The sequence below is a fragment of the Lysobacterales bacterium genome (genome assembly GCA_014946745.1).
Lineage (GTDB): Bacteria > Pseudomonadota > Gammaproteobacteria > Xanthomonadales > Xanthomonadaceae > Aquimonas.
This window is the reverse complement of record JADCRD010000001.1, coordinates 2,479,197-2,501,040: the sequence shown is the minus strand read 5'-3', so window position 1 is coordinate 2,501,040 and position 21,844 is coordinate 2,479,197. Positions and strand designations below refer to the sequence as shown.

General features: G+C 66.2%; 22 protein-coding genes and 1 tRNA gene. 16 read left to right on the top strand and 7 right to left on the bottom strand.

Annotated elements, in window-relative coordinates; genetic code table 11:
* The first annotated feature begins 76 nt into the window (after positions 1-76).
* Entirely contained in the window at positions 77-268 is a 192-nt protein-coding gene (locus H4O13_09920) for a hypothetical protein (GenBank protein MBE5315706.1), read from the top strand.
* A 91-nt stretch (positions 269-359) separates the two neighbouring features.
* On the opposite strand, the gene H4O13_09915 is transcribed toward H4O13_09920, so the two are convergent.
* The 3 genes from H4O13_09915 to H4O13_09905 all read right to left on the bottom strand — a co-directional run bounded on the left by H4O13_09915 (position 360) and on the right by H4O13_09905 (position 2,899).
* A complete protein-coding gene (locus H4O13_09915) occupies positions 360-1,757 on the bottom strand; it encodes a PhoH family protein (protein ID MBE5315705.1) in 1,398 nt (465 codons plus the stop codon).
* 111 nt (positions 1,758-1,868) lie between these two features.
* Positions 1,869-2,336, bottom strand: a complete 468-nt coding sequence (locus tag H4O13_09910) for a peroxiredoxin (GenBank protein ID MBE5315704.1) — start codon at positions 2,334-2,336, stop codon at positions 1,869-1,871.
* Between the two features lie 2 nt (positions 2,337-2,338).
* A complete protein-coding gene (locus tag H4O13_09905) occupies positions 2,339-2,899 on the bottom strand; it encodes a glycine cleavage system protein R (protein MBE5315703.1) in 561 nt (186 codons plus the stop codon).
* A gap of 214 nt (positions 2,900-3,113) precedes the next feature.
* On the opposite strand from H4O13_09905, the gene H4O13_09900 reads away from it, so the two are divergent.
* Both H4O13_09900 and H4O13_09895 read left to right on the top strand, forming a co-directional pair.
* The gene (locus H4O13_09900) at positions 3,114-4,061 is read left to right on the top strand and encodes a 4-hydroxy-tetrahydrodipicolinate synthase (protein ID MBE5315702.1); all 948 of its coding nucleotides are present in this window, start codon (positions 3,114-3,116) and stop codon (positions 4,059-4,061) included.
* Positions 4,061-4,525 (top strand): hypothetical protein, encoded by a 465-nt coding sequence (locus H4O13_09895; protein ID MBE5315701.1) that lies wholly within the window; start codon positions 4,061-4,063, stop codon positions 4,523-4,525. The genes H4O13_09900 and H4O13_09895 overlap by 1 nt, the downstream gene beginning before the upstream one ends.
* Positions 4,526-4,632: 107 nt before the next feature.
* Here the strand turns inward: H4O13_09895 and H4O13_09890 are convergent, their stop codons facing one another.
* Both H4O13_09890 and H4O13_09885 read right to left on the bottom strand, forming a co-directional pair.
* Positions 4,633-4,956: a ferredoxin family protein gene (locus H4O13_09890; protein MBE5315700.1), complete on the bottom strand. Its 324-nt coding sequence runs from the start codon at positions 4,954-4,956 to the stop codon at positions 4,633-4,635.
* 68 nt (positions 4,957-5,024) lie between these two features.
* Positions 5,025-5,100, bottom strand: a tRNA-Glu gene (locus H4O13_09885).
* A 55-nt stretch (positions 5,101-5,155) separates the two neighbouring features.
* Between H4O13_09885 and pcnB the strand changes: the two genes are divergently transcribed.
* The 5 genes from pcnB to pgi all read left to right on the top strand — a co-directional run bounded on the left by pcnB (position 5,156) and on the right by pgi (position 10,796).
* Complete coding sequence (pcnB, locus tag H4O13_09880; GenBank protein ID MBE5315699.1) at positions 5,156-6,553, top strand: polynucleotide adenylyltransferase PcnB; 1,398 nt, start codon at positions 5,156-5,158, stop codon at positions 6,551-6,553.
* An 18-nt stretch (positions 6,554-6,571) separates the two neighbouring features.
* Complete coding sequence (gene folK, locus H4O13_09875) at positions 6,572-7,066, top strand: 2-amino-4-hydroxy-6-hydroxymethyldihydropteridine diphosphokinase (GenBank protein MBE5315698.1); 495 nt, start codon at positions 6,572-6,574, stop codon at positions 7,064-7,066.
* A gap of 73 nt (positions 7,067-7,139) precedes the next feature.
* The gene (panB, locus tag H4O13_09870; protein ID MBE5315697.1) at positions 7,140-7,967 is read left to right on the top strand and encodes a 3-methyl-2-oxobutanoate hydroxymethyltransferase; all 828 of its coding nucleotides are present in this window, start codon (positions 7,140-7,142) and stop codon (positions 7,965-7,967) included.
* Positions 7,964-8,821: a pantoate--beta-alanine ligase gene (locus H4O13_09865; GenBank protein MBE5315696.1), complete on the top strand. Its 858-nt coding sequence runs from the start codon at positions 7,964-7,966 to the stop codon at positions 8,819-8,821. Before panB ends, H4O13_09865 begins: the two co-directional genes overlap by 4 nt.
* 469 nt (positions 8,822-9,290) lie before the next feature.
* Positions 9,291-10,796, top strand: a complete 1,506-nt coding sequence (gene pgi / locus H4O13_09860) for a glucose-6-phosphate isomerase (GenBank protein ID MBE5315695.1) — start codon at positions 9,291-9,293, stop codon at positions 10,794-10,796.
* 237 nt (positions 10,797-11,033) lie between these two features.
* Here the strand turns inward: pgi and queG are convergent, their stop codons facing one another.
* Positions 11,034-12,128, bottom strand: coding sequence for a tRNA epoxyqueuosine(34) reductase QueG (gene queG, locus H4O13_09855; GenBank protein ID MBE5315694.1), 1,095 nt, complete (start codon positions 12,126-12,128; stop codon positions 11,034-11,036).
* A gap of 165 nt (positions 12,129-12,293) precedes the next feature.
* Here queG and ccoN point away from each other — a divergent pair, with 165 nt between their 5' ends.
* From ccoN to H4O13_09825, 6 genes are all read left to right on the top strand, one after another.
* On the top strand, positions 12,294-13,736 hold the full coding sequence (gene ccoN, locus H4O13_09850) for a cytochrome-c oxidase, cbb3-type subunit I (protein MBE5315693.1): 1,443 nt from the start codon (positions 12,294-12,296) through the stop codon (positions 13,734-13,736).
* 12 nt (positions 13,737-13,748) lie between these two features.
* The gene (gene ccoO / locus H4O13_09845) at positions 13,749-14,396 is read left to right on the top strand and encodes a cytochrome-c oxidase, cbb3-type subunit II (GenBank protein MBE5315692.1); all 648 of its coding nucleotides are present in this window, start codon (positions 13,749-13,751) and stop codon (positions 14,394-14,396) included.
* The gene (locus tag H4O13_09840; protein ID MBE5315691.1) at positions 14,393-14,575 is read left to right on the top strand and encodes a cbb3-type cytochrome c oxidase subunit 3; all 183 of its coding nucleotides are present in this window, start codon (positions 14,393-14,395) and stop codon (positions 14,573-14,575) included. Before ccoO ends, H4O13_09840 begins: the two co-directional genes overlap by 4 nt.
* Positions 14,572-15,486, top strand: coding sequence for a cytochrome-c oxidase, cbb3-type subunit III (gene ccoP, locus H4O13_09835; GenBank protein ID MBE5315690.1), 915 nt, complete (start codon positions 14,572-14,574; stop codon positions 15,484-15,486). The genes H4O13_09840 and ccoP overlap by 4 nt, the downstream gene beginning before the upstream one ends.
* Positions 15,487-15,641: 155 nt before the next feature.
* Positions 15,642-15,935, top strand: a complete 294-nt coding sequence (locus tag H4O13_09830; protein ID MBE5315689.1) for a hypothetical protein — start codon at positions 15,642-15,644, stop codon at positions 15,933-15,935.
* A gap of 7 nt (positions 15,936-15,942) precedes the next feature.
* A complete protein-coding gene (locus tag H4O13_09825; protein ID MBE5315688.1) occupies positions 15,943-17,496 on the top strand; it encodes a 4Fe-4S binding protein in 1,554 nt (517 codons plus the stop codon).
* 130 nt (positions 17,497-17,626) lie between these two features.
* On the opposite strand, the gene H4O13_09820 is transcribed toward H4O13_09825, so the two are convergent.
* The gene (locus H4O13_09820) at positions 17,627-18,793 is read right to left on the bottom strand and encodes a S8 family peptidase (protein ID MBE5315687.1); all 1,167 of its coding nucleotides are present in this window, start codon (positions 18,791-18,793) and stop codon (positions 17,627-17,629) included.
* 1,103 nt (positions 18,794-19,896) lie between these two features.
* On the opposite strand from H4O13_09820, the gene H4O13_09815 reads away from it, so the two are divergent.
* Positions 19,897-21,210, top strand: a complete 1,314-nt coding sequence (locus H4O13_09815) for an integrase family protein (GenBank protein MBE5315686.1) — start codon at positions 19,897-19,899, stop codon at positions 21,208-21,210.
* A complete protein-coding gene (locus H4O13_09810; GenBank protein ID MBE5315685.1) occupies positions 21,207-21,830 on the top strand; it encodes a hypothetical protein in 624 nt (207 codons plus the stop codon). The genes H4O13_09815 and H4O13_09810 overlap by 4 nt, the downstream gene beginning before the upstream one ends.
* Positions 21,831-21,844 lie beyond the last annotated feature (14 nt).

Below are 21,844 nucleotides of genomic sequence, written 5' to 3'. Positions count from 1 at the left end.
TCCTTCGACCGCGAAGCAAGGTTCCTTCATGGAATGGCCGCCCCAAACCTGCCCGGACTGTGGCTCGGACCGCATCGTGAAAGGCCGCGTCGCTGTTTCCGATGGCGCGGGTGCCGCCTTTGCGCCCGAAGGCCTGCCGCTGTTGAAGCTTGAGCGCGACGTGCGGCTCCTGTCCGGAGCGCGCTTCTACGGCTGCCGCGACTGCGATCTGGTGTGGTCGCGTGGCGTTGCTGGCCACCTGGCGCTGTTGCTCGGCAGCGGCGGCTGAGTTTCCCGAGGACCGCCAAGCGCATCCGCTGCCGCGGACAAGCGTCGCCCCACACGGCGTGAGGCGTCCGCTTGTTTGCAGGCGCTTTCCGTTACAGCGCCTCCGACGCGAAGTCGGCCAGCCGCGAGCGCTCGCCGCGGCGCAGAGTGATGTGGGCGCTATGCGGCCAGTGCTGGAAGCGGTCGACGGCGTAAGTCAGGCCCGAGGTGGTCTCGGTGAGATACGGCGTGTCGATCTGCTCGACGTTGCCGAGGCAGACCATCTTGGTGCCCGGGCCGGCACGCGTCAGCAGAGTCTTCATCTGCTTGGGCGTCAGGTTCTGCGCCTCGTCGATGATCACGTAGCGGCTCAGGAAGGTGCGGCCGCGCATGAAGTTCATCGAGCGGATCTTGATCCGCGAAGCCAGCAGTTCGTTGGTGGCCGCGCGGCCCCAGGCGCCGCCGTCCTGCGGGCTGGTCAGCACTTCGAGGTTGTCGGTCAGCGCGCCCATCCAAGGCGTCATCTTTTCCTCTTCGGTGCCCGGCAGGAAGCCGATGTCCTCGCCGACGCTGACCGTGGCGCGGGTCATGATGATCTCGCGGTAGCGCTGCTGGTCCAGCGTCTGCGCAAGCCCCGCCGCCAGCGCAAGCAGGGTCTTGCCGGTGCCGGCCGTGCCCAGCAGGGTGACGAAGTCGATCTCCGGGTCCATCAGCGCGTTGAGCGCGAAATTCTGCTCGCGATTGCGCGCCGAGACGCCCCAGACCTGGCGTGAGCTGGCGCGGAAGTTCTCCACCAGCTGCAGCACGACGCGGTCGCCCTTGGGCCCGATCACCCGCAGCTCGGCGTCCTCGTCGCCGTTGAAGCAGAGGAACTCGTTGGGTCGCCAGTCCTCGGCTTCGGCCGCGCGAATCTCGTAGTAGGTGTGACCGCGCTCGATCCAGCTGCGCAGGTCGCTCTCATGGCGATCCCAGAAGCCGTCGTCGAGCTCGCGCACGCCGGAGTAGAGCAGGCTGAAATCGTCGAGCGCGCGGTCGTTCTCGTAGTCCTCGGCGGGGATGCCGAAGATGCTGGCCTTGATCCGCAGGTTGATGTCCTTCGACACCAGCACGACTTCGGTGCCGGCCTGCTGCTCGCGCAGCTTGAGGATAGACGCGAGGATCTGGTTGTCGGGCAGGGGCGCGCCTTCGCGCTTCTGCGTGCCGGTGGCCTCGATCTGGAACAACAGGCGGCCGATCGCCGGCTGCGCGCGCAGATTGAGCGAGGCCGGGCGCTCGAGCTTGAGGCCCGCCTGGATGTTGCTGCTGCCGCTGGCCTCGATGAGTTCATTGATGAAGCGGCTGACCTGGCGGGCGTTGCGCGCGACTTCGGTGGTGCCCTTCTTGCCGTGGTCGAGCTCCTCCAGCACCACCATCGGCAGGTAGATGTCGTGTTCGGCGAACTTGAACAGCGCGGTCGGGTCGTGCATCAGCACGTTGGTGTCCAGCACGTAGATCCGCTTGCCTTGGCTCATCATCGGGAAGTCATTCCTCTGGCAGTGCTGCGGTGGCAAACGAAACGGCCCGCATCGCAGGGCGAGGCGGGCCGCTCGGTATCGGGGATGTTATCGATGCGTGCGTGGCGTTCAGCCATGCGCGGCGGCTTTCAGCGAGTCGAGGACGGCCTGCGCGTGGCCGGGCACCTTGACCTTGTGCCAGGCCTGGATCAGGGCGCCGTCCGGGCCGAACAGGAAGGTGCTGCGCTCGATGCCCATGAACTTGCGGCCATACAGGCTCTTCTCCTGGATCACGTCGAGCGCACGGCACAGGGTTTCGTCCGGATCGCTGATCAGCGCGAAGGGAAAACCCTGCTTTTCGGCGAAGCGCGCGTGCGAGGCGACCGAGTCGCGCGACAGCCCGAACACCTCCGCACCCAGCGCCGCGAACTGCGGGTGCAGATCGCGGAAGTCCTGACCCTCGCGGGTGCAGCCAGGCGTGCTGTCCTTCGGGTACGCGTAGATGACGACAAAGCGACCCTTGAGGCTCGCGAGGTCGAGCGTTTCGCCCGAGCCGAGGGCCACTTTCAGTCTGGGCAGGGTCAGGGGTTTCGTCATGCTCAGAACTTCATCGGGTCCATGATCGCGTCCAGGTTCAGATGGTCGCAGAACTCGAGGAAGTCGTCGCGCAGCGCGGCGATGTGCATGTTCGAGGGGATGCCAATGGTGACCTGGGCCGAGAACATGTCGGCACCGGTCTGCATGGCGCGGTAGCGGGTGCTGTGCAGGCTTTCGATCGTGATGCCCTGACGGTCGAAGAAATCGGCCAGCTGGAACAGGATGCCCGGCTTGTCGGCGGCCACGACCTCGACGATGTAGGGCAACAGGTTGCTCTGCAGCGGCTTGGGTGCGGTGCGATACCACACGAGGCGCAAGCCTTCTTCGCGTTCGAGACGTGCCAGCGAGGATTCCAGCTTGGCCACGGCGTCCCAGGAGCCCACCGCCAGCGCTACCACCGAGACGTCGCGACCCACCGTGGACAGACGCGCATCGACCAGATTGCAGCCGCTGTCGGCGATGCGCCGTGAGACGGGCAGCAGCGGCGATTCCGGATGCACGGCGAAAGCGTTGATCAGCAGGTAGTTTTCGTTGGTCTGCGGGCGGGGCGCGGGGTCGCTCAAGGCGGTGTCCGATCAAAGTGGCGTGCGGCCGCAAGCTTAACGCCTGCCGCAGTACATCGGCGACATGAACACGCGGTGACCTGCACCCGTCGCGGCTTGTCCGTGGATCGGCGCGGCCAGTACCATCGCGGGCTGCACCGCGGGGCCTTGGCACCCGCGGGTTCTCCATTCGACTGACGGGCGCAGGGCGCCCGCGCCGCCACGAGGCCCACCTTTGCGCATCACCGGCTGCCTGACCGCGCTTGCAACCCCTTTCACCGCGCCTGCTGCGGCGCATGACGGCGCGATCGATTTCGATGCCTGGAACCGGCTGGTGGAAGCCCAGCGGGTTGGCGGCACGGAGGGCATCGTCGTCGCCGGCTCCACCGGCGAGGGCAGTGCGCTGGACGAGTCCGAACTGCAGCAGCTGATCGAGCGCGCACTGAAGCTCGCCGGTCCGATGGCCGTCGTGGCCGGCACCGGCCTGTCGAACACGCGCAAGACCATCGCGTTGACCCGTCTGGCTGCTCGCGCCGGCGCGCGGGCCGCGCTGGTAGTGACCCCGCCCTACGTCCGGCCCACACAGGAAGGGCTCTACGCGCACTACATCGCGGTGGCCGAGAGTGGCGACCTGCCGGTGATCCTCTACAACGTGCCGGCGCGCAGCGCCTGTGATCTGCTGCCGGCCACCGTCGCACGGCTGGCCCAGCATCCGCGCATCGTCGGCATCAAGGAAGCGCGCACCGAGCAGGAGCGCATGGAAGCTCTGCTGCCGCTGCGCGGCGAGGGGTTCAGCGTGCTGAGCGGGGACGACCCCACCTGCGGCCGCGCGATGTTGGCCGGTGCCGACGGCGTGATCTCGGTAGCCTCGAACGTCGCGCCGGCAGCGATGCGTCGCCTGTGTGATCTGGCCCGCGCGGGCCGCGCAGAGGCGGTCGCGGTACTTGAGGCGAAGCTGGCCCCGCTGTTCGCGTTCCTGGGCTGTGAGCCCAACCCGATTCCGCTCAAGGCCCTGTTGGCAGGCAAGGGCCTGGGCTCCGACTACCCGCGACTGCCCTTGACCGGTCTGGCCGCCGACAACCGCCCGGCGATGGAAGCTCTGCTTCCGGACCTGAGCACCACTGAGTTCGCTGCCTCGACCGAGCTGGCGAAGGATCCGAATTTCCAGGGAGAGACCCGATGATGCTGACCCAATCCCCGCTGCGCGTGCTTGCCTCGCTGGCCCTGATCGCCTGCGTGCTGGGAACGTCGGGCTGCAAGTGGCTCCGAGGCAGCAGCCCGTATGCCGAAAGCCCCGAGAACCGTCCGCTGGAAGTGCCGCCGGACCTCACCCTGCCAAACACCACTCAGGCGATGCGGGTGCCCGAGCTGGCGGCCCGCTCTGCGGCCTTTCAGGTCGCGGATTCCAAGGCTTCCGTCTGGCGTCGCGTGGGTGTCGCGCTCGAGCGCATCGAAGGGGTGAGCATCAGCGAGCGCGCCGAAATCGCAGGGGCTTACAACGTCGGCTATCAGGGTGAAAGCTTCCTGGTGCGCGTGGGCGACGACGGTGGTCAGAGCCGCGTGTCGGCCGTTTCAGCCGATGGCCGCGAGGCGACTACCGCAGCGGCGACCGGCCTGCTCGGGCAGCTGCGCCAGCGCCTGCTGTAAGCCATGCGCTGCAATCGAGACAAGCAAAAGGGCGACCCGTAGGTCGCCCTTTTCGCATCGGATCTTTAGTTCACGCTCGGCGTCGACTTCCTTGCCGAAAGAGCGCGTCAGCGTTCGAGCAGCTTCAGCTTTTCGGGCTTGCCGTTCCAGCTCTCGGCGTCGGCTGGAGGCTCCTTGCGCACGGTGATCACCGGCCACGCTTTCGCCAGTTCGGCATTCAGTGCGGTGAAGTGCTCTTGGCCGCCGGGCACATCCTCAGCGGGGAAGATCGCGTTGGCGGGACACTCGGGCTCGCAGAGCGTGCAGTCGATGCACTCGTCCGGGTCGATCACGAGAAAGTTCGGGCCTTCATGGAAGCAGTCCACCGGGCAGACTTCGACGCAGTCGGTGAACTTGCACTTGATGCAATTCTCGGTGACGACGAATGCCATGGAGACCGGGAGGGTAGCTGCGGGAAGGCTTGTGCAGAGGCTGGCGCTGCCAGCGCGACGGGAAGAGGTGGCGCTCCCTACGAGGTTCGAACTCGTGTTTTCGCCTTGAGAGGGCGACGTCCTAGGCCGCTAGACGAAGGGAGCGTGGTGTTCAGCCTCTAGTCGAACCGCTAGTATAGCAGGCTTGCCGCCGCTGACAATGGCACGCGGAGGCGACATCCTGCGCCCCTTGAACGAAGCGGTCGCGCCTTTCGTCGATCCGCTGGCGCAGCGCGCCACGCATCCACAGCCTCGAATACTCGTGCATCCACAAGTCAGCGAACTCCGCATCATCCCCCGTGCCGAACACGGCATCTCGCGCAAGCAGATCAGTCCGAACGCATTGCGCGTGCTTTACCGTCTGCATGAAGCCGGCTTCGGCGCTTATCTCGTTGGCGGCGCGGTGCGCGATCTATTGATCGGCGGCGCTCCCAAGGATTTCGATGTCGCCACCAATGCCACGCCTGAGGAAGTGCGCGGCCTGTTCCGCAACTGTCGCCTGATCGGTAGGCGCTTCCGCCTCGCGCACGTCGTCTACGGTCAGGAGATCATCGAGGTCGCGACTTTCCGCGCCAGCGCCGATGACGGTTCGGGCGATCGTGAGGTCGACAACGGCGTGCTGGTGCGCGACAACGTCTACGGCACGATCGAAGACGACGCTGTGCGTCGCGACTTCACCGCCAATGCCCTGTACTACGCGATCGAGGATTTCTCGGTGCGCGATTTCGTCGGTGGCTACGAAGATGTAATGGCGCGACGTCTGCGCCTCATCGGCGACCCTGAGGCGCGCTACACCGAAGACCCGGTGCGCATGCTTCGGGCTGTGCGTCTGGCAGCCAAGCTCGGCTTCGAGATCGCTCCCGAAGCCGCTTCACCCATTCCGCGGATGGCGGCTCTGCTGGTCGATGCGTCCAGCGCTCGCCTGTTCGACGAGTGTCTGAAGATGCTGATGTCCGGCCACGGCGTCGAAAGCCTGCTCGGCCTGGAACGTACCGGGCTGCTGCCGGCGCTGTTCCCCGACACCGCGGCAGCGCTTGCCGCGGATGGCAGCGGGCAGTGCAGGGCGCTGATGCTGGAAGGCCTGCGCAATACCGATGCGCGTGTGCGCGAGGACAAGCCAGTCACTCCTGCCTTTCTGTTTGCCGCTTTGCTGTGGCCAGCCTATGCGCAGGACTTGGCGCGTTTGCTGGAGGAGGGCCATGAGTTGGCCGTCGCCGAGCAGCGCGCCGCCGACCGCGTCACCCTGCGCCAGACCGAGCGCATTGCGATCCCGCGCCGTTTCAGCGTGCCCATGCACGAGATCTGGTTCCTGCAGTCGCGCTTCCCACTGCGCCAGCGCAAGCGCGTGTTCCGCCTGCGCCAGCATCCGCGCTTCAAGGCTGCCTACGATTTTCTGGAGCTGCGCGCTGCCGTCGTACCTGAGCTTGCGCCTGAGCGCGATTGGTGGATGGATACCCTCGATCTCGATGACGCTGGTCTGGCCGAGCGCCTAGAGCAGGCTGCACCGGCTGGCCGCGGTGGTCCGCGTCGCCGTCGCCGCGGCGGTCGCCGCGGCTGAGACGCGGGTGGTCGCGTGATGTCGAGCGACCGGGTCTTTGTGGCCTTGGGCAGCAACCTTGATCAGCCCGAGCGCCAGATCGGCCTCGCTCTGCGTGCTTTGTCGAGCCTGCCGTGCACCCGCGTGCTGCGCACATCCAGCCTGTATCGCACGCCGCCCTGGGGCGACCTCGATCAGCCTGACTTCATCAACGCGGTCACGCGGCTCGAAACCTCGCTGGAACCCTTGGCCCTGCTCGACGCCCTGCTCGCCATCGAACTGCAGATGGGCCGTGTGCGCACGCGGCGCTACGGCCCGCGGGTCATCGACCTCGATCTGCTGATGCACGGCGACGCGGTGGTCGACAGCCCGCGTCTGGTCCTGCCGCATCCGCGCATGCAGGAGCGCGCCTTCGTCATGTGGCCGCTCGCGGAGATCGCGCCCGATCTGGTGCTGGGGGCTTGGGGCAGGGCAGCGGCGATCGCTGACGCGCTGCCTGGCGACGGCATCGTGCGCCTGCCCGCGGTCGAGTAGGCGCGAGAGGCATGGCCTCCCATCCACGGTGGGCTCCGGTAGCATGGCGGCCCGTTGTCATCGAGGCCGAACCATGTACAGCTCCGAACCGGGCGCGCCCACTGCGGCTCCGCTGGCCGTGCCGAGCTTTCGGCGCATGAAGTCGCAGGGGCAGCGCATCGTCTGCCTCACCGCCTACGACGCCAGTTTCGCCACCGCCATGGATGCCGCAGGCGTCGATCTGGTGCTGGTGGGGGATTCCCTGGGCATGGTCGTGCAAGGCCATGCCAGCACCCTGCCAGTCACTGTGGATCAGATGGTCTACCACTCGGCGGCCGTCGCGCGTGGCTTGCATCGGGCCGTGTTGATGACGGACATGCCCTACCAGAGCTACGCCACGCCGCAGCGCGCCTTGGATTCTGCGGCCCGTCTACAGGCCGAGGGCCAAGCGTCCATCGTCAAGCTGGAGGGGGCGGGGCATGTACTGGACGCCATCGAGTTCCTCAGCGCGCGCGATATTCCGGTCTGCGCCCACCTAGGGCTCACGCCGCAGTCGGTGCTGAAGCTCGGCGGCTATCGCGTGCAGGGGCGCGACGCCGAGGCCGCCCAGCGCCTGCGCGAAGACGCACGGCGCGTGGCTGAGGCCGGTGCCGAACTGCTGGTGCTCGAATGCGTGCCGGCCAGCCTCGCGGCCGAGATCACCCGCGATATCGCCATTCCCACGATCGGTATCGGCGCTGGCCCCGACTGCGATGGGCAGGTGCTGGTCATGCATGACCTGCTGGGCGTGACCCCCGGGCGCAGGCCGCGCTTCGTCAAGGATTTCCTGGCGGGTGCTGGTACCGTCGAAGCGGCCTTCGTCGCCTATACCGAGGCCGTGCGTAGCGGCAGCTTCCCTGCGCCGGAGCACTGCTTCCAATGACTCTTGAGCGCGTCGAATCGGTCGAGGCGCTGCGCGCGCGAGTGTCGGAATGGCGCCGCGCCGGGCTGCGCGTCGGCTTTGTGCCGACCATGGGCAACCTGCATCGAGGACATCTGGCCTTGATCGCGCAGGCGCGCGGGCAGGCCGACCGCGTGGTCTGCAGCATTTTTGTCAACCCGACCCAGTTCGGCCCCAACGAGGACTATGCGCGCTATCCGCGCACGTTGGAGGCCGACGCGAAAGCCCTGGATGAAGCCGGCTGCGATCTGCTGTTTCTGCCTTCGGTGGAGGCCATGTACCCGCTGGGCGTCGAGCGCACGGTCCGGGTCGAGGTGCCTGAACTGTCGGATGTGCTCTGTGGGGCATTCCGCCCGGGCCATTTCGCCGGTGTTGCTACCGTCGTGGCCCGCTTGTTGAACCAGGTCCAAGCCGACGTAGCCGTGTTCGGCCGCAAGGACTTCCAGCAGCTGGCAGTGATCCGCCATCTCGCGGCTGACCTGGCTTTTTCGACCCGCATCGAAGCCGGCGAGACGGTCCGCGAAGCGGATGGTCTGGCCATGAGTTCGCGCAACCAGTACCTGCAGCCCGATGAGCGCCGTCGCGCGGCAGTTCTCTACGCGACGCTGTGCGAGGCGCGCGAGCGTCTGCGCGCTTGTGAGCCGGTGGCAGCCATCGAAGCCTGGGGGGCCGACGCGCTGGCGGGCGAAGGCTTCAAGGTGGACTACCTGGCACTTCGCCGCCCCGCTAAGCTCGCGGCCCCTGCGGTGTGGGGAAAGGGAGATTGGGTGGTGCTGGTGGCGGCCCGGCTCGGTTCAACGCGCTTGATCGATAACCTTGAGTTTGCCGTCGAGTGAGCCATGGGCAGAAAGGCGACTTCGAAAGCACAAGTTGCAAAAAAACATCGCGGGTGTTGTTTTTTCTCTTCGACAGGCGTAGCCTCTGACTCCGTCTCCAGAGACGGCCGCGACTGACAGGCGCTGGCCCCCGAGGAGCAGCAGGGCGTATCGCTAGGTAATCGTCACTCCGTTTCCACCCTCGCAGGGCATCCCGCGAGGGTTTTTTTTTGCGCAGAGTTGGGCGAGACGAGCAGGGGATCCCGCCTGCGATGCCTGACCAGCGCGGTGTTGCGTCTGTGCAACGCTCGCTGGGGCCTCATCCGTCTGCGGTCCGTTGCTTGGTTCGCAGTGCAGCCCCGACTTGCCCGTCAGCAGTGACGCTCGCCGATGGCGATAGTCGGACACGGTGCATGCGGGCGGAGGGGCCGCAGTGCATGCGGGTGGCTGCTAGGCTTCACGCTCGTGTTCCTTGCGCAGACGCCAATCCATGTCCATCGATCCGCAGCTGCTGTCCGATCATGCCGCCCGGCTGGGCGAGGTTTCGCTGGTGTCCCTGCTCAGCGAACCAGACCGGGCGGAGCGCATGCGGGCAGCGGGTGCTGGCATCGAACTGCACTACGGTCGACAGCGGCTCGATCAAGGGGCTCTGGCTGCCCTGCTCGGCGAGGCCCAGCGGCTGGGTCTAAAGGAGCGACTGCAGCATCAGTTCGGCGGGGCGATCGTCAACTCCACCGAAGGCCGACCCGCTCTGCACACCGCACTGCGCTCGGATCTGGTCGACCACGCCACGGCCAAGGCGGCGCGCGGCGAGGTGCACGCCACGCTTGAGCGGATGGAGCGGCTCAGCGCCGCGCTTGAAGGCAGCTCGGTCACCGATATCGTCAGCGTTGGCATCGGCGGCTCTGACCTCGGCCCACGTCTGGTGGTCGACGCGCTCTCGGCGGAAGCGCGTTCGCGTTTCCGCGTGCACTTTCTGGCCAATGTCGATGGCCACGCCGCAGCGCGCCTGCTGCCCGCGCTGGACCCCTCGCGTACCGCAGTGGTGCTGGTGTCCAAAAGCTTCGGTACGCAGGAGACCCTGCTCAATGGCCAACTGCTGAGGGCCTGGCTGCGCGACGACACGCGGCTCTATGCGGTCTCGGCCAACGTCAAGCGCGCCGCCGAGTTCGGCGTGGCCGCCGAGCGTGTGCTGCCGATGTGGGATTGGGTGGGCGGCCGCTACTCGCTGTGGTCGGCCGTGGGCTGGTCGATCCGGCTTGCGCTGGGGCGCGCCGGTTTCGACGATCTGCGCGAGGGTGCCGCGGAGATGGACGCGCATGCGCTGGAAGCCCCGCTGGAGGCCAACCTGCCGGCGCTGCATGCCTTGCTGGCGGTCTGGAACCGCAGCGGCCTGGGCCTCGCCACGCAGGCCGTGCTGCCCTATGACCAGCGGCTTGCGCTGCTGCCGGATTTCCTGCAGCAGCTCGTCATGGAAAGCCTTGGCAAGCGCGTCAGTCTTGACGGCTCCGAGCTGCAACTGGACAGCGTGCCGGTGGTGTGGGGCGGCGTCGGCACCAACAGCCAGCACTCGTTCTTCCAGGCCCTGCATCAGGGCACCCAGATCGTGCCCTCGGATTTCATCGGCGTGCTGCAGCCCGATCACGGCTTCGAGGACAACCATCGTGCCCTGCTGTCGAACCTGCTGGCGCAGTGCGAGGCGCTGGCGCGCGGGCAGGACAGCGAAGATCCCCATCGCCACTATCCCGGCGGCCGGCCGAGCAGCCTGATTCTCCTGCAGCGGCTCGACGCGCGCAGTCTCGGCGCGCTGCTGGCGCTGTACGAGCACTCGGTCTATCTGCAGTCGGTGCTGTGGGGCATCAATGCCTTCGACCAGTGGGGCGTGGAGCTGGGCAAGCAGCTCGCCAACCAGCTGTTGCCCGCGCTGACCGCGGAGCAGCCTGCCGGTGATCCGCTAACGCAGGCCTTGCTCCAGCGCATTCGTTCTGCGGGCTGAGGCCTCGCGCATCCGGCTCGCGAGGTGTGTCGGGCAGAGTGGATCGACGGCAACGCGGACGCCGTTAGAGCTGCGGTGCGCGCTGCAGGGTAGGGCAGCGGATCGAGCGTGCGATGCCGCATCCGGCGCAAGTGAGTTCGGAAAGGTGTCCGGACTGGCGACCACGGATCGACTTTAGTATCGACTTGATCCGCCTTGCCCCAGCCGGGGCCGACGCCCTCACCGGTGGCCGCTTCGTCAGCCTGGATCTGACGCGTCCTGGCGTTTCAGCGCCCAGTCGACATGCTCGCGCACCAGCGCTGAGGGATGCGCCTGATGCTTTGCGAGCGCCGCGCGCACCACGGGCGAAGGCGGTGCATTGCCGAGCGCCACCGCGATGTTGCGCAGCCAGCGCTCGTGGCCGATCCGGCGGATCGCCGAGCCCTCGGTCTTGCGCAGGAATTCCTCCTCGCTCCAGTCGAACAGCTCGACCAGGCTGCTCGAATCGAGCGCATGGCGCGCCCGGAAATCCGGTTCGGCGCTGAGCTTTGCGAATTTGTTCCAGGGGCAGGCGAGCTGGCAGTCGTCGCAGCCGTAGATGCGATTTCCCATCGCGACGCGGAACTCTTCCGGGATCGCGCCGTGCAGCTCGATGGTGAGGTAGGAGATGCAGCGCCGTGCATCGACCCGGTAGGGCGCGACGATGGCCGCGGTCGGGCAGGCGGTGAGACAGCGCGTGCACGTGCCGCAATGATTGCTGGCTGGTGCGTCGATGGGCAGCGGCAGGTCGGTCAGGATCTCGCCGAGAAAGAACCACGAGCCCGTCTTCGAGTCGATGAGATTGCTGTGCTTGCCGATCCAGCCCAAGCCCGCATTGCGCGCCAAGGCTTTCTCCAGCACCGGCGCCGAATCGGTGAACACGCGGTAGCCGAAGGGGCCGATGGCCTTGGCGATGCGATCGGCCAGTTTCTGCAGGCGTGTGCGCATGAGCTTGTGATAGTCGCGGCCCAGCGCGTAGCGCGAGACATAGGCCCGCTGCGGATCGGCCAGCGCGGCCTCAGCCTCTGCCTGCCCCTCGGGCAGGTAGTCCATGCGCGCCGAGATCACCCGCACCGTGCCCGGCACCAGCGCCTGCGGGCGCGAGCGCAGGGTGCCGTGGCGCTGCATATAGTCCATCTCGCCGTGGCAGCCCTGCGACAGCCAATCGAGCAGATGCGCTTCGTCCTCGCCGAGGTCGATGCCGCTCACGCCGATCGCGGCGAAGCCCAGCGCGCGCGCCCAGCGTTCGAGCTCGGTGCGCTCGACCAAGGTCGCAGTGCCGCTGTCTTCCGATACGTCGGTGGGCGCTTTCATCGACGTCAGTATAGAGGCGCGAAACGTTGTCAGATCAGGCGCTTGCAAGACGCGCGTGACGCACGCTCCAGGCCCTTCACCTGCAGTTGACTCTGATCAACCGCGACCGAATGTCGCACCGCCACACTTCGGCCCGACTCAATAGAGGGGACCGCCCCCATGGCGATGGCGATAGACAGATCCGCGTACTACAACGACAAGGTGGTGCGCCAGTTCGCGGTGGTGACCGTGCTCTGGGGCATCGTGGGCATGCTGGTGGGGGTGATAATCGCCGCCCAGCTCTACTGGCCGGATCTCACGGCCGGCATCGAGTGGCTGTCCTACGGGCGGCTGCGCCCGCTGCACACCAATGCGGTGATCTTCGCCTTCGGCGGTTCTGCGCTGTTCGCGACCAGCTACTACATCGTGCAGCGCACCTGCCACGTGCGCCTGTTCGCCGAGAAGCTCGCGGCCTTCACCTTCTGGGGCTGGCAGCTGGTGATCGTGCTCGCTGCCATCACCCTGCCGCTGGGCATCACCCAGGGCAAGGAATACGCCGAGCTCGAGTGGCCGATCGACTGGCTGATCACGGTCATCTGGGTGGCCTACGGCATCGTGTTCTTCGGCACGATCGCGACGCGCAAGGTCAAGCACATCTACGTCGCCAACTGGTTTTTCGCCGCCTACATCATCACCATCGCCGTGCTGCACATCGGCAACAACCTGGCGCTGCCGTCGACTGGGCTGAAGTCCTACGGAATCCTGTCGGGCTCGGTCGATGCCATGACCCAGTGGTGGTACGGCCACAATGCGGTCGGCTTCTTCCTGACCGCCGCCTTCCTCGGAATGATGTACTACTTCATTCCGAAGCAGGCCGGCCGCCCGGTGTTCTCCTACCGGCTGTCGATCGTGCACTTCTGGGCGCTGATCGCCATCTACATGTGGGCCGGCCCGCACCATCTGCAGTACACGGCGCTGCCCGATTGGGCGCAGAGCCTGGGCATGGTGTTCTCGCTGGTGCTGCTGGCGCCCTCCTGGGGCGGCATGATCAACGGCATCATGACCCTCTCGGGCGCCTGGCATAAGTTGCGCACCGACCCGATCATCAAGCTTCTCATCGTCGCCCTGTCGTTCTACGGCATGAGCACCTTCGAGGGGCCGATGATGTCGATCAAGACGGTCAACTCGCTCAGCCACTACACCGACTGGACGATCGGCCACGTGCACTCCGGCGCGCTGGGCTGGGTGGCGATGATCACCGTGGGCTCGCTGTATGCGCTGCTGCCGCGGCTCCTCGGCCTCACCGAGATGTACTCGGTCAAGTTGATCGACACCCACTTCTGGGTGCACACCATCGGCGTGGTGTTCTACATCGCTTCGATGTGGATCGCTGGCGTCATGCAGGGCCTGATGTGGCGCGCCACCAACGAGGACGGCACGCTCACTTACACCTTCGTCGAGTCCCTGGTCGCGACCTATCCGTACTACCTGATCCGGCTGCTCGGAGGCCTGCTGGTGCTCGGCGGCATGCTGGTCATGGCCTACAACGTCTGGAAGACCTACCAGCTCGCCAAGCAGGTGGAAGACGCCCCCGTGCTGCCGCCCGCCGCCGAACCGGCTCACGCCTGAGGTCGACCGAACATGAGCAACAACTTCCACGAGAAAGTCGAGAAGAACATCGGCCTGATGGGCATCCTGATCGCGGTCGCTATCTCCTTCGGCGGCCTGTCGCAGATCGTCCCGCTGATGTTCCAAGCCGAAGCGGTGCAGCCGCTGCCCGGGATCAAGCCGTATCCCGCTTTGGAGTTGGCCGGCCGCGATGTCTACATCCGCGAGGGCTGCTACAACTGCCATTCGCAGATGATCCGCACGCTGCGCTTCGAGACCGAGCGTTACGGCCATTACTCGCTGGCAGGTGAGTCGGTCTATGACCGGCCCTTCCAGTGGGGCAGCAAGCGCACCGGGCCTGACTTGGCCCGCGTCGGCGGCCGCTACAGCGATGACTGGCATCGCGTGCACCTGATCAATCCGCGCGACGTCGTGCCCGAGTCGAACATGCCGGCCTATCCGTGGCTGGCCGAGCGTGCGGTCAATCCGGAAAGCCTGGTCAAGCACATGCGTACGCTGCAGACCATCGGCGACCCCTACAGCGACGAAGAGATCGAAGGCGCGACGGCTGCCGTTGCCGGCAAGACCGAACTCGACGCCGTCGTCGCCTACCTGCAGGGTCTCGGCAAGCAGGCTCCGCGCCCTGGCGCTGCAGTCGCGCAGCAGGCAGGTGCGCCATGAGCCAGGGCACCTTCTCCGGCCTGCTCACGGCCTTTCTGTTCGTGACCTTCATCGTCGGCGTGATCTGGGCTTACAGCAGCAAGCGCAAGGCTGAGTTCGACGCCGCCGCCAGGCTGCCGCTGGAGGATGGCCCAGCCCCGCACGGCACCGCACAACGAAAAAGCGAGAACGCACCATGAGCGCCTTCTGGACCTGGTACATCGCAGCCCTGGTGATCATCAACCTGGTCGGCTGCGTCCTGCTGATCTACTACACCGGCCGCAAGCGTCCCGGCGACGCCAAGCCCGAAGACACCAGCCACATCTGGGACGGTGATCTGACCGAGTACAACAAGCCGATGCCGAAGTGGTGGATCAACCTCTTCTACATCACCATCGTGTTCACGGTCGGCTACCTCGTGTACTACCCCGGCGTCGGTGCGTTCGCCGGCGTGAGTGGCTGGAGCAGCGCCAGTCAGCACGACGCCGAAAAGGCGGAGTCCGAAGCGCGCCTTGCGCCGCTGTTCGCGCAGTTCGCCGATGTGCCGATTCCGCAGCTGGTCAACGATCCGAAAGCGCTGTCGCTGGGGCAGTCGGTGTTCGCCAACAACTGCGCGATGTGCCACGGCTCGGACGCGCGCGGCAGCCGTGGATTTCCCAACCTGACCGATACCGCGTGGAACTGGGGCGGCAGCCCTGAAGCCATCCTCACCACGGTGCTGAACGGCCGTCAGGCGGCGATGCCCGCCTTCGGGGCCGTGCTCGGCTCCGACCAGGCGATCACCGAGACCGCCGTGTACGTGCAGAGCCTGTCGGGCATGAAGGTTGACCCTGCGCTGGCCGCCGCGGGAAAAGCACGCTTCGAGGGCGTCTGTGCGGCTTGCCACGGTGTTGAAGGCAAGGGCAACGAGATGCTGGGCGCGCCCAACCTGACGGACGATGCCTGGCTCTACGGCAGTGACCTCCCCACGCTGCGCGAGGGTATCGTCAAGGGCCGCAACGGCATGATGCCGCCGCATGGGCCGATCATCGGCAACGATCGCGCCCGTCTGGTCGCCGCCTATGTCTATTCGCTCAGTCAGGGCCAAGGCCAGCAGCTCAGCGAGCGCTGAAGAAACAGGGCTTGAGGTCAACGCGAGGCCCGGGCACGTCCCGGGCCTTGTCTTTGGCGACTTCTTTGCGCCGAAATTGATCGAACCGGGGGTGCGCCCCGAGCCGAACGTGGAATGCTCGACTCCATCTTCTGCTTCCAGATCGGAACCGGCGCATGAGCCCTCCAGACCCGTTCGATCATCCTCCTCGCCCGCTGGCCCAGCGCTTGGGGGCGATTCTGTGGCCGAGCTTCTTCGCCGCTGGCGTCGCGACCATGGTGTTCTTTGCCTTCGTCGATCCGCTCGCCCTGCGCGACATGACCTTTCCTGACTGGGAGCTTCAGCGCGAACTCGGCTACACGCTGGGCTTCTTCATGTTCTGGGCCTGCACCGCCAGTTCCAGCCTGTTCACCTGGATCCTTCTGCGCCCCGCCAGCCGCTTCAATCGTCCCCTGCCCAAGGAGGACTGAAAACCTCATGGCCAAAGACATTCCCTCCGTCCTCACCGAGGGTGGCAATGCCCTCTACGCCTCCGAAGCCAAGGTGTATCCGCGTGAGACCCACGGCCGCTATACGCGGCTGCGCGTCGCTGCGGTCTGGCTGCTGCTCGGCATCTACTACGTTTTCCCTTGGCTGCGCTGGGACGATCGCCAGGCGGTCCTGTTCGATCTGCCGGCACGGAAGTTCTACGTGTTCGGCCTGAGCTTCTGGCCGCAGGATTTTATCTTCCTTGCCCTGCTGCTAATCCTGGCGGGCCTGTCGCTGTTCTTCTTCACCGCGCTCGCGGGGCGCCTCTGGTGCGGCTATGCCTGTCCGCAGACCGTGTGGACCGAAGTGTTCGTCTGGATCGAGCGCTTCTTCGAAGGCGATCGCGCCAAGCGAATGAAGCTGGACGCCTCACCCTGGACGCGCGACAAGGCGATGCGCAAAGCGGGCAAGCACGCGCTCTGGCTGATCTTCGCGCTGTGGACAGGCTTCACCTTCGTCGGTTTCTTCACCCCGATCACCGATCTCGGCGCGCGCCTGTTCTCCCTGCAGTGGGGCGCCTGGGAGACCTTCTGGGTGCTGTTCTACTCGTTGGCGACCTGGGGCAACGCCGGCGTGCTGCGCGAGCAGGTCTGCAAGTACATGTGCCCCTATGCGCGCTTCCAGAGTGCGATGTTCGACCGCAACACGCTGATCATCAGCTACGAGCCCATGCGCGGGGAGCCGCGCGGCGCGCGCAAGCGCGGCCTGCCCAGCGTGCTGGAGCGCGCGCGTGGCCTGCTTGATGTGCGTGCAGCCACGGCCGCGGTGATCGCGGCGGCACATGCAGCGATGCGCGGCGAATCCAAGGTGCAGGCGCGAGCAACGACGGCGCTGGCGGTTGATGAACTCGACACCAGTGCAGCGCCCACGGTGAACTCGCCGGAGGATCTCGGAGACTGCATCGACTGCACGATCTGCGTGCAGGTGTGCCCGACCGGCATCGATATCCGCAACGGCCTGCAGTACGAGTGCATCGCCTGCGGCGCCTGCATCGACGCCTGCGACGAGGTGATGGACAAGGTCGGCTATCCACGCGGCCTGATTCGCTACACCACCCAGAACGCCGTCGACAGCAAGCCCACCCGCGTGCTGCGGCCGCGCGTGATCCTTTACGGGCTGCTTCTGTCGGGCATCTTCGCTGGCTGGCTGTGGGGCGTGACCCACCGGCAGAGCTTGAACGTCGATGTGCTGCGCGATCGCAATGCCCTGTATCGCGTGGCTGGGGATGGCAGCATCGAGAACGGCTACACCCTCAAGCTCATCAACAAACAGGCTCACGCCCAACGCTACCGAGTCACCGTGCAAGGTCCGGATATCGAGCTGGCAGAGACGCCACTCGAGATCGCGGCGGGCCCGGAGGAGGTGGTCAACCTCGCCTTTACGCTTCGCGCGGCCGCAGGCGGCATTCGCGGCAAGCGCGATGTTGTGCTGGAAGTGCAGGGCCTCGACGACCCGAGCCTGCGGCTGCAGCACACCACGCGCTTCTTTGCTCCTGAGCCGTGAACACCGTCGGTGCTTGGGTCTGAGCGGCCACAAAAACTACCCATCGGTTGCTGCGTCAACAGCCACAAGGCTGTTGGGTCAATTGTGCAGCAGCCGGCAGCGCTTCGCGCCTGTCAGATTCGACAGGGTGTTACTGCACGAACAGCAGTCGGTTGGGCGAGCCCGTGCCGGCGCCCGTGACGACGTTCTGCGTCGCGTTGTTGAAGATGAAGCTGCGGACGGTGGCCGGCGTGGCCGAGGGAGCGCCCGCCAGGTAAAGCGCCGCAGCGCCCGCCACGTGCGGGGACGCCATCGACGTACCGCTGATCGAGTTCGTCGCGGTATTGCTGGTGAACCAGGCCGAGGTGATGCTGCTACCCGGCGCGAAGACGTCCAGGCAGGTGCCGAAGTTCGAGAACGAGGAGCGCGCATCGGTGCTTGTGGTCGAGCCGACCGTGATCGCGTTGCCTACCCGCGCCGGCGAGAAGTTGCAGGCGTTGGCATTGCTGTTGCCAGCCGCCACGACCACGGTCACACCGGCATTGATCAGGTTGTTGGTGGCGGTGTCGGTGGCTGCCGAGATGCCGCCGCCGAGGCTCATGTTGGCGACCGCCGGCTTGACGTGATTCGCTCGCACCCAGTCGATGCCCGCGATGATCGTGGAGTTGGCGCTACCGCCCGTACACCCGAACACGCGTACGGGAATGACGCGCGCACCCTTGGCGACGCCGTGCACCGAACCCGCTACCGTGCCCGCCACGTGCGTGCCGTGGCCATTGCAGTCGGTGGTGCCGCGTCCATCGTTGATGAAGCCGGCGCCGCCGCTGACCCGTCCGCCGAACTGCGAGTGCGAAGCCAGCACGCCGCTGTCGATGATGTAGGCGCGCACATTTGTGGCGGTGGTGTTGTAGATGTACGTACCGTTCAGCGGACGGCTGCGCTGATCGATGCGATCCAAGCCCCAGGTGGCACCGGTCTGGGTGACGTCGAGATAGACCATGCCGTCTTCCTCGACAAACGCGACGCGGTCGTCCCAGAGCAGCTGCTCGATCTGCTTCTGGTTGGCGTTCTTCACCACAAAGCCCTTGAGCGCGTGCTCATACACGCGGTCCACATCGAGCTTCAGGGACACCGCCAGCTCCGCAGCCAGGCGCATTGCGTCCGGAGCTTTGGCGCCGCGCTCGGCTTCGAACGCCGAGTCCTTGAGAACCACGATGTACTGCCCGCTGATGGGCGCCTCTGCGCGCCGCAGCTCGTTGGCGGTCGCCGGCAGCGAGGCAGCAATCATCGAGCAGAGCACTGCGAGTTTCATCTTCATCTGAACTTTCCCCGTTTGAGTGATGGGGCCGACTGGCCCCGAAGGTGACGCGGTGATCGGGCGAATGCCGTCCGCAACAGCTGCGGAAAAGCCATCCCCCGATGGCCCGGCCCCGCCCGCCGCGAGTTTTCGCACCTCGTTCAGACGCTGTCAATGTTCTGCTGCCGGCCGTTCTGGCTGCGCTGCGACAATTGTGGCTTACGCGCCAAGCCGTTGAACCGTCGGGACAAACCCGACAGCAGGCGCCGAATGTGGGGCGCGCGAGAGAGCGTCAAGTACCCAGCGCGGCACCGAATGGACCCGTATGTTCCACCGCGGGAAACACCGAGCGGGTCAAGTGCCTGAACGTTCATCGCTTTGTCGTGCCGGCAGCCCTCGCTGATCGGTCATGCGCGCGCGAACCCCGGGACTGTCCGCCTTCGTGAGCTTGGCCGAGAACGCCGGCCGTGCACTCAGTCCTGTTCCGCATGTCGAGATGCGCGCCTCGGCTGCGGCGCAACACATGTTCTGCCTTGGCCGAGCTTGGACGGTGGCGTGATTGATGGCTTTCGCGGAGTTCAGCGCCGAACCCTGGCAGGCTGTTGAAAAGCAGCTTGCAAGTTAGTCCGGCCAGGGATGGCCGGGACGACAAAGCAAGCGCGCAAGCGATGGATGTGTCCTGAGGCGGTACGGACCTGCGCCGGACCGCCGACTTGAAAATCTCCCCGGAACGGAGTCATTCAACAATCTGTTAGCGGCGACTCGACCCATGTGCCCGCCGGCAGGCTCACGAGCGTTGCGAGGCGAAGGCAGTGCGGGTGGGCTGCGGACACCTTGCCTTCGCTCAGCGCAAACAAAAAAAGCCCCGCCGAAGCGGGGCTTTGAAGATGGTGGCCAAGGACGGAATCGAACCGCCGACACGGGGATTTTCAATCCACGTTCGCAGGATTCTAAGCCCCTGATTTCCGGTGCGAGAGACGCGTCTAAGTGCCTGTCTTATATGACAAGTATTGCCTTTGCTGTGACACAAGGGGAAACTGTGTGCGCCCCGATTACCGCCTGCCCACCATGACATGGGCGTGACACGGAACACGGGGACTAGCCCAAGACCGGAGCGCGCCGACATGCCCAAGACCCTTTCCGCCAGCACCTGCCGCAGCGAGCCTGCGCCCGAATCAGGCCAGAAGATCGTCACGGATGGCCACAAGGACGCCCCCGCCGGTTTCGGACTGCGGATCACTGCAGCGGGCGCGCGCAGTTTCGTCCTGAGCTATGTCACGGCCGATCGCAAACAGCGCCGGCTGACAATCGGGCCGTTTCCCGACCTGAGCCCCGAGGCTGCCCGACGCCGTGCGCGAGAGCTTCGCGCGGAGATTCTGCTAGGCGCCGATCCCCTGGCCGAAAAGCGCGCAGCCGCAGCGGAGCGTGAAGCCGAGGCGGAGCGCGGGACGGTGGGCAAGTTGCTGGGGCTGTACGCGGATGCCCTAGAGGCGCAGGGGAAGGCCAGCGCCGCCAAGGTGCGCAAGGCCCTGCAGCTGCACGTCCGCGATGCGCTCCCCAAGGTGTGGGGACTGGCTGCGGCTGACTTCCAGCCGGAACATGCAGTCGAGGTGCTGGCCCGGCTTCATGCTGCCGGCAAAGATCGCGAAGCCGCCAAGGTGCGCGCCTACCTGCGGGCAGCCTTCGCCCGTGCAGTTCGCGCGCGACTCGATCCCAAGGCAGCTACCGACCTTCGCGCTATGGCCCTGCGCGTCAATCCCGTGGCCGATCTTCCGCCGTCCGAGACGCCAACCGGCACACGCGAGCGCGCCTTGTCGGTGGAGGAATTGCGCTGCTACTGGCGCCGTCTGCAATCCGAGCCCGAACCCTATGGCGCAATGCTCCGGCTGCACCTGCTGTCCGGGGCGCAGCGCGTCGAACAGATGGGCCGCCTGACGCTGGCGGATTGGGACCGCGACGCACAGACCATCACGTTGAGGGACAGCAAGGGCCGCCGCGCCAAGCCTCGCGCGCATATCGTGCCGCTGCTGGATCGAGCCGCCGACGCCTTGCGCGCGATGCGCCCGGTTAATGACGCCAAGGGCGCACACTTGTTCACCGCGAACAAGGGTAAGACCGGCGCGGGCTATCACGTCGCCCGGCTTCGCGTCGCCCGGATCGCGGCAGCGATGAAGGATGCCGGCGAGGCTTCGGAGCCGTTCACCTTGGGCGACCTTCGCCGCACCGTGGAAACTCGCCTAGCTGCTGCTGGCGTGTCACTTGAAGTCCGGGCACAGCTACAAAGCCACGGGCTGGGCGGAGTGCAGGCGAAACACTATGACCGCCATTCATACGGCGACGAAAAGAGGGCCGCCCTGCTGCTGCTGCTGCAGATTCTGGAGGGGGAGAGCGCGAGCGTGACGCCGATCGCTGCGCGGCGCCGGGGGGGCGCCAAGTGAAAGCCGCCGATGCTGTTGCCTTCGAGCGCCTGATTCTGGCCGGCCCCAACGGGATGCGAGCCCACGCCGCGAGGCTGGCCCCGCAGATCGACAAGCGTTTGAACGATGCCTTCCCGGAGCTGGCCGCCCGTTGGCGTGCCGAGTATCTATTCGCGCGCGACGGCGCCGGATTGCTCGATTGCCTGTTCACCGCAACCGATGGCCGCGAGTCTGAACCCATGATCGGCGAGGCTGTCGCATTGATTCAGTTGCGCGGCCTGCTGGTCGCCGTCGCTGAGCTTCCGATGACAGAGCTACGCCAGAGGGTGCAGGTGTTTCAGCAGCTGCTGCACCTGTCTTGGCTCACGATGCAGGGCCGCCAGCTCAAGGCCGTGGAGTTGCGCGTTACGCGATGCGTGAATCAGGCCGAGTCCAAGGCGAGGGCGGCGAAGCCCCGCCACGCTGAATGGCAACGCGTCGCGCTTGAAGTGTGGGCGGACCATCCGCGCTGGACGAAGGATGCTGTGGCGCAGGAAGTGCGCGACCGTCTCGGCTGCGAGGAAAAGGCCGACACAATTTCGCGGGAGATCAGCAACCCCAACGCCAAGCCCCGTAAGCCGAGGAAAGCCCGCGTGCGCTGACATTCGGAGAGCCG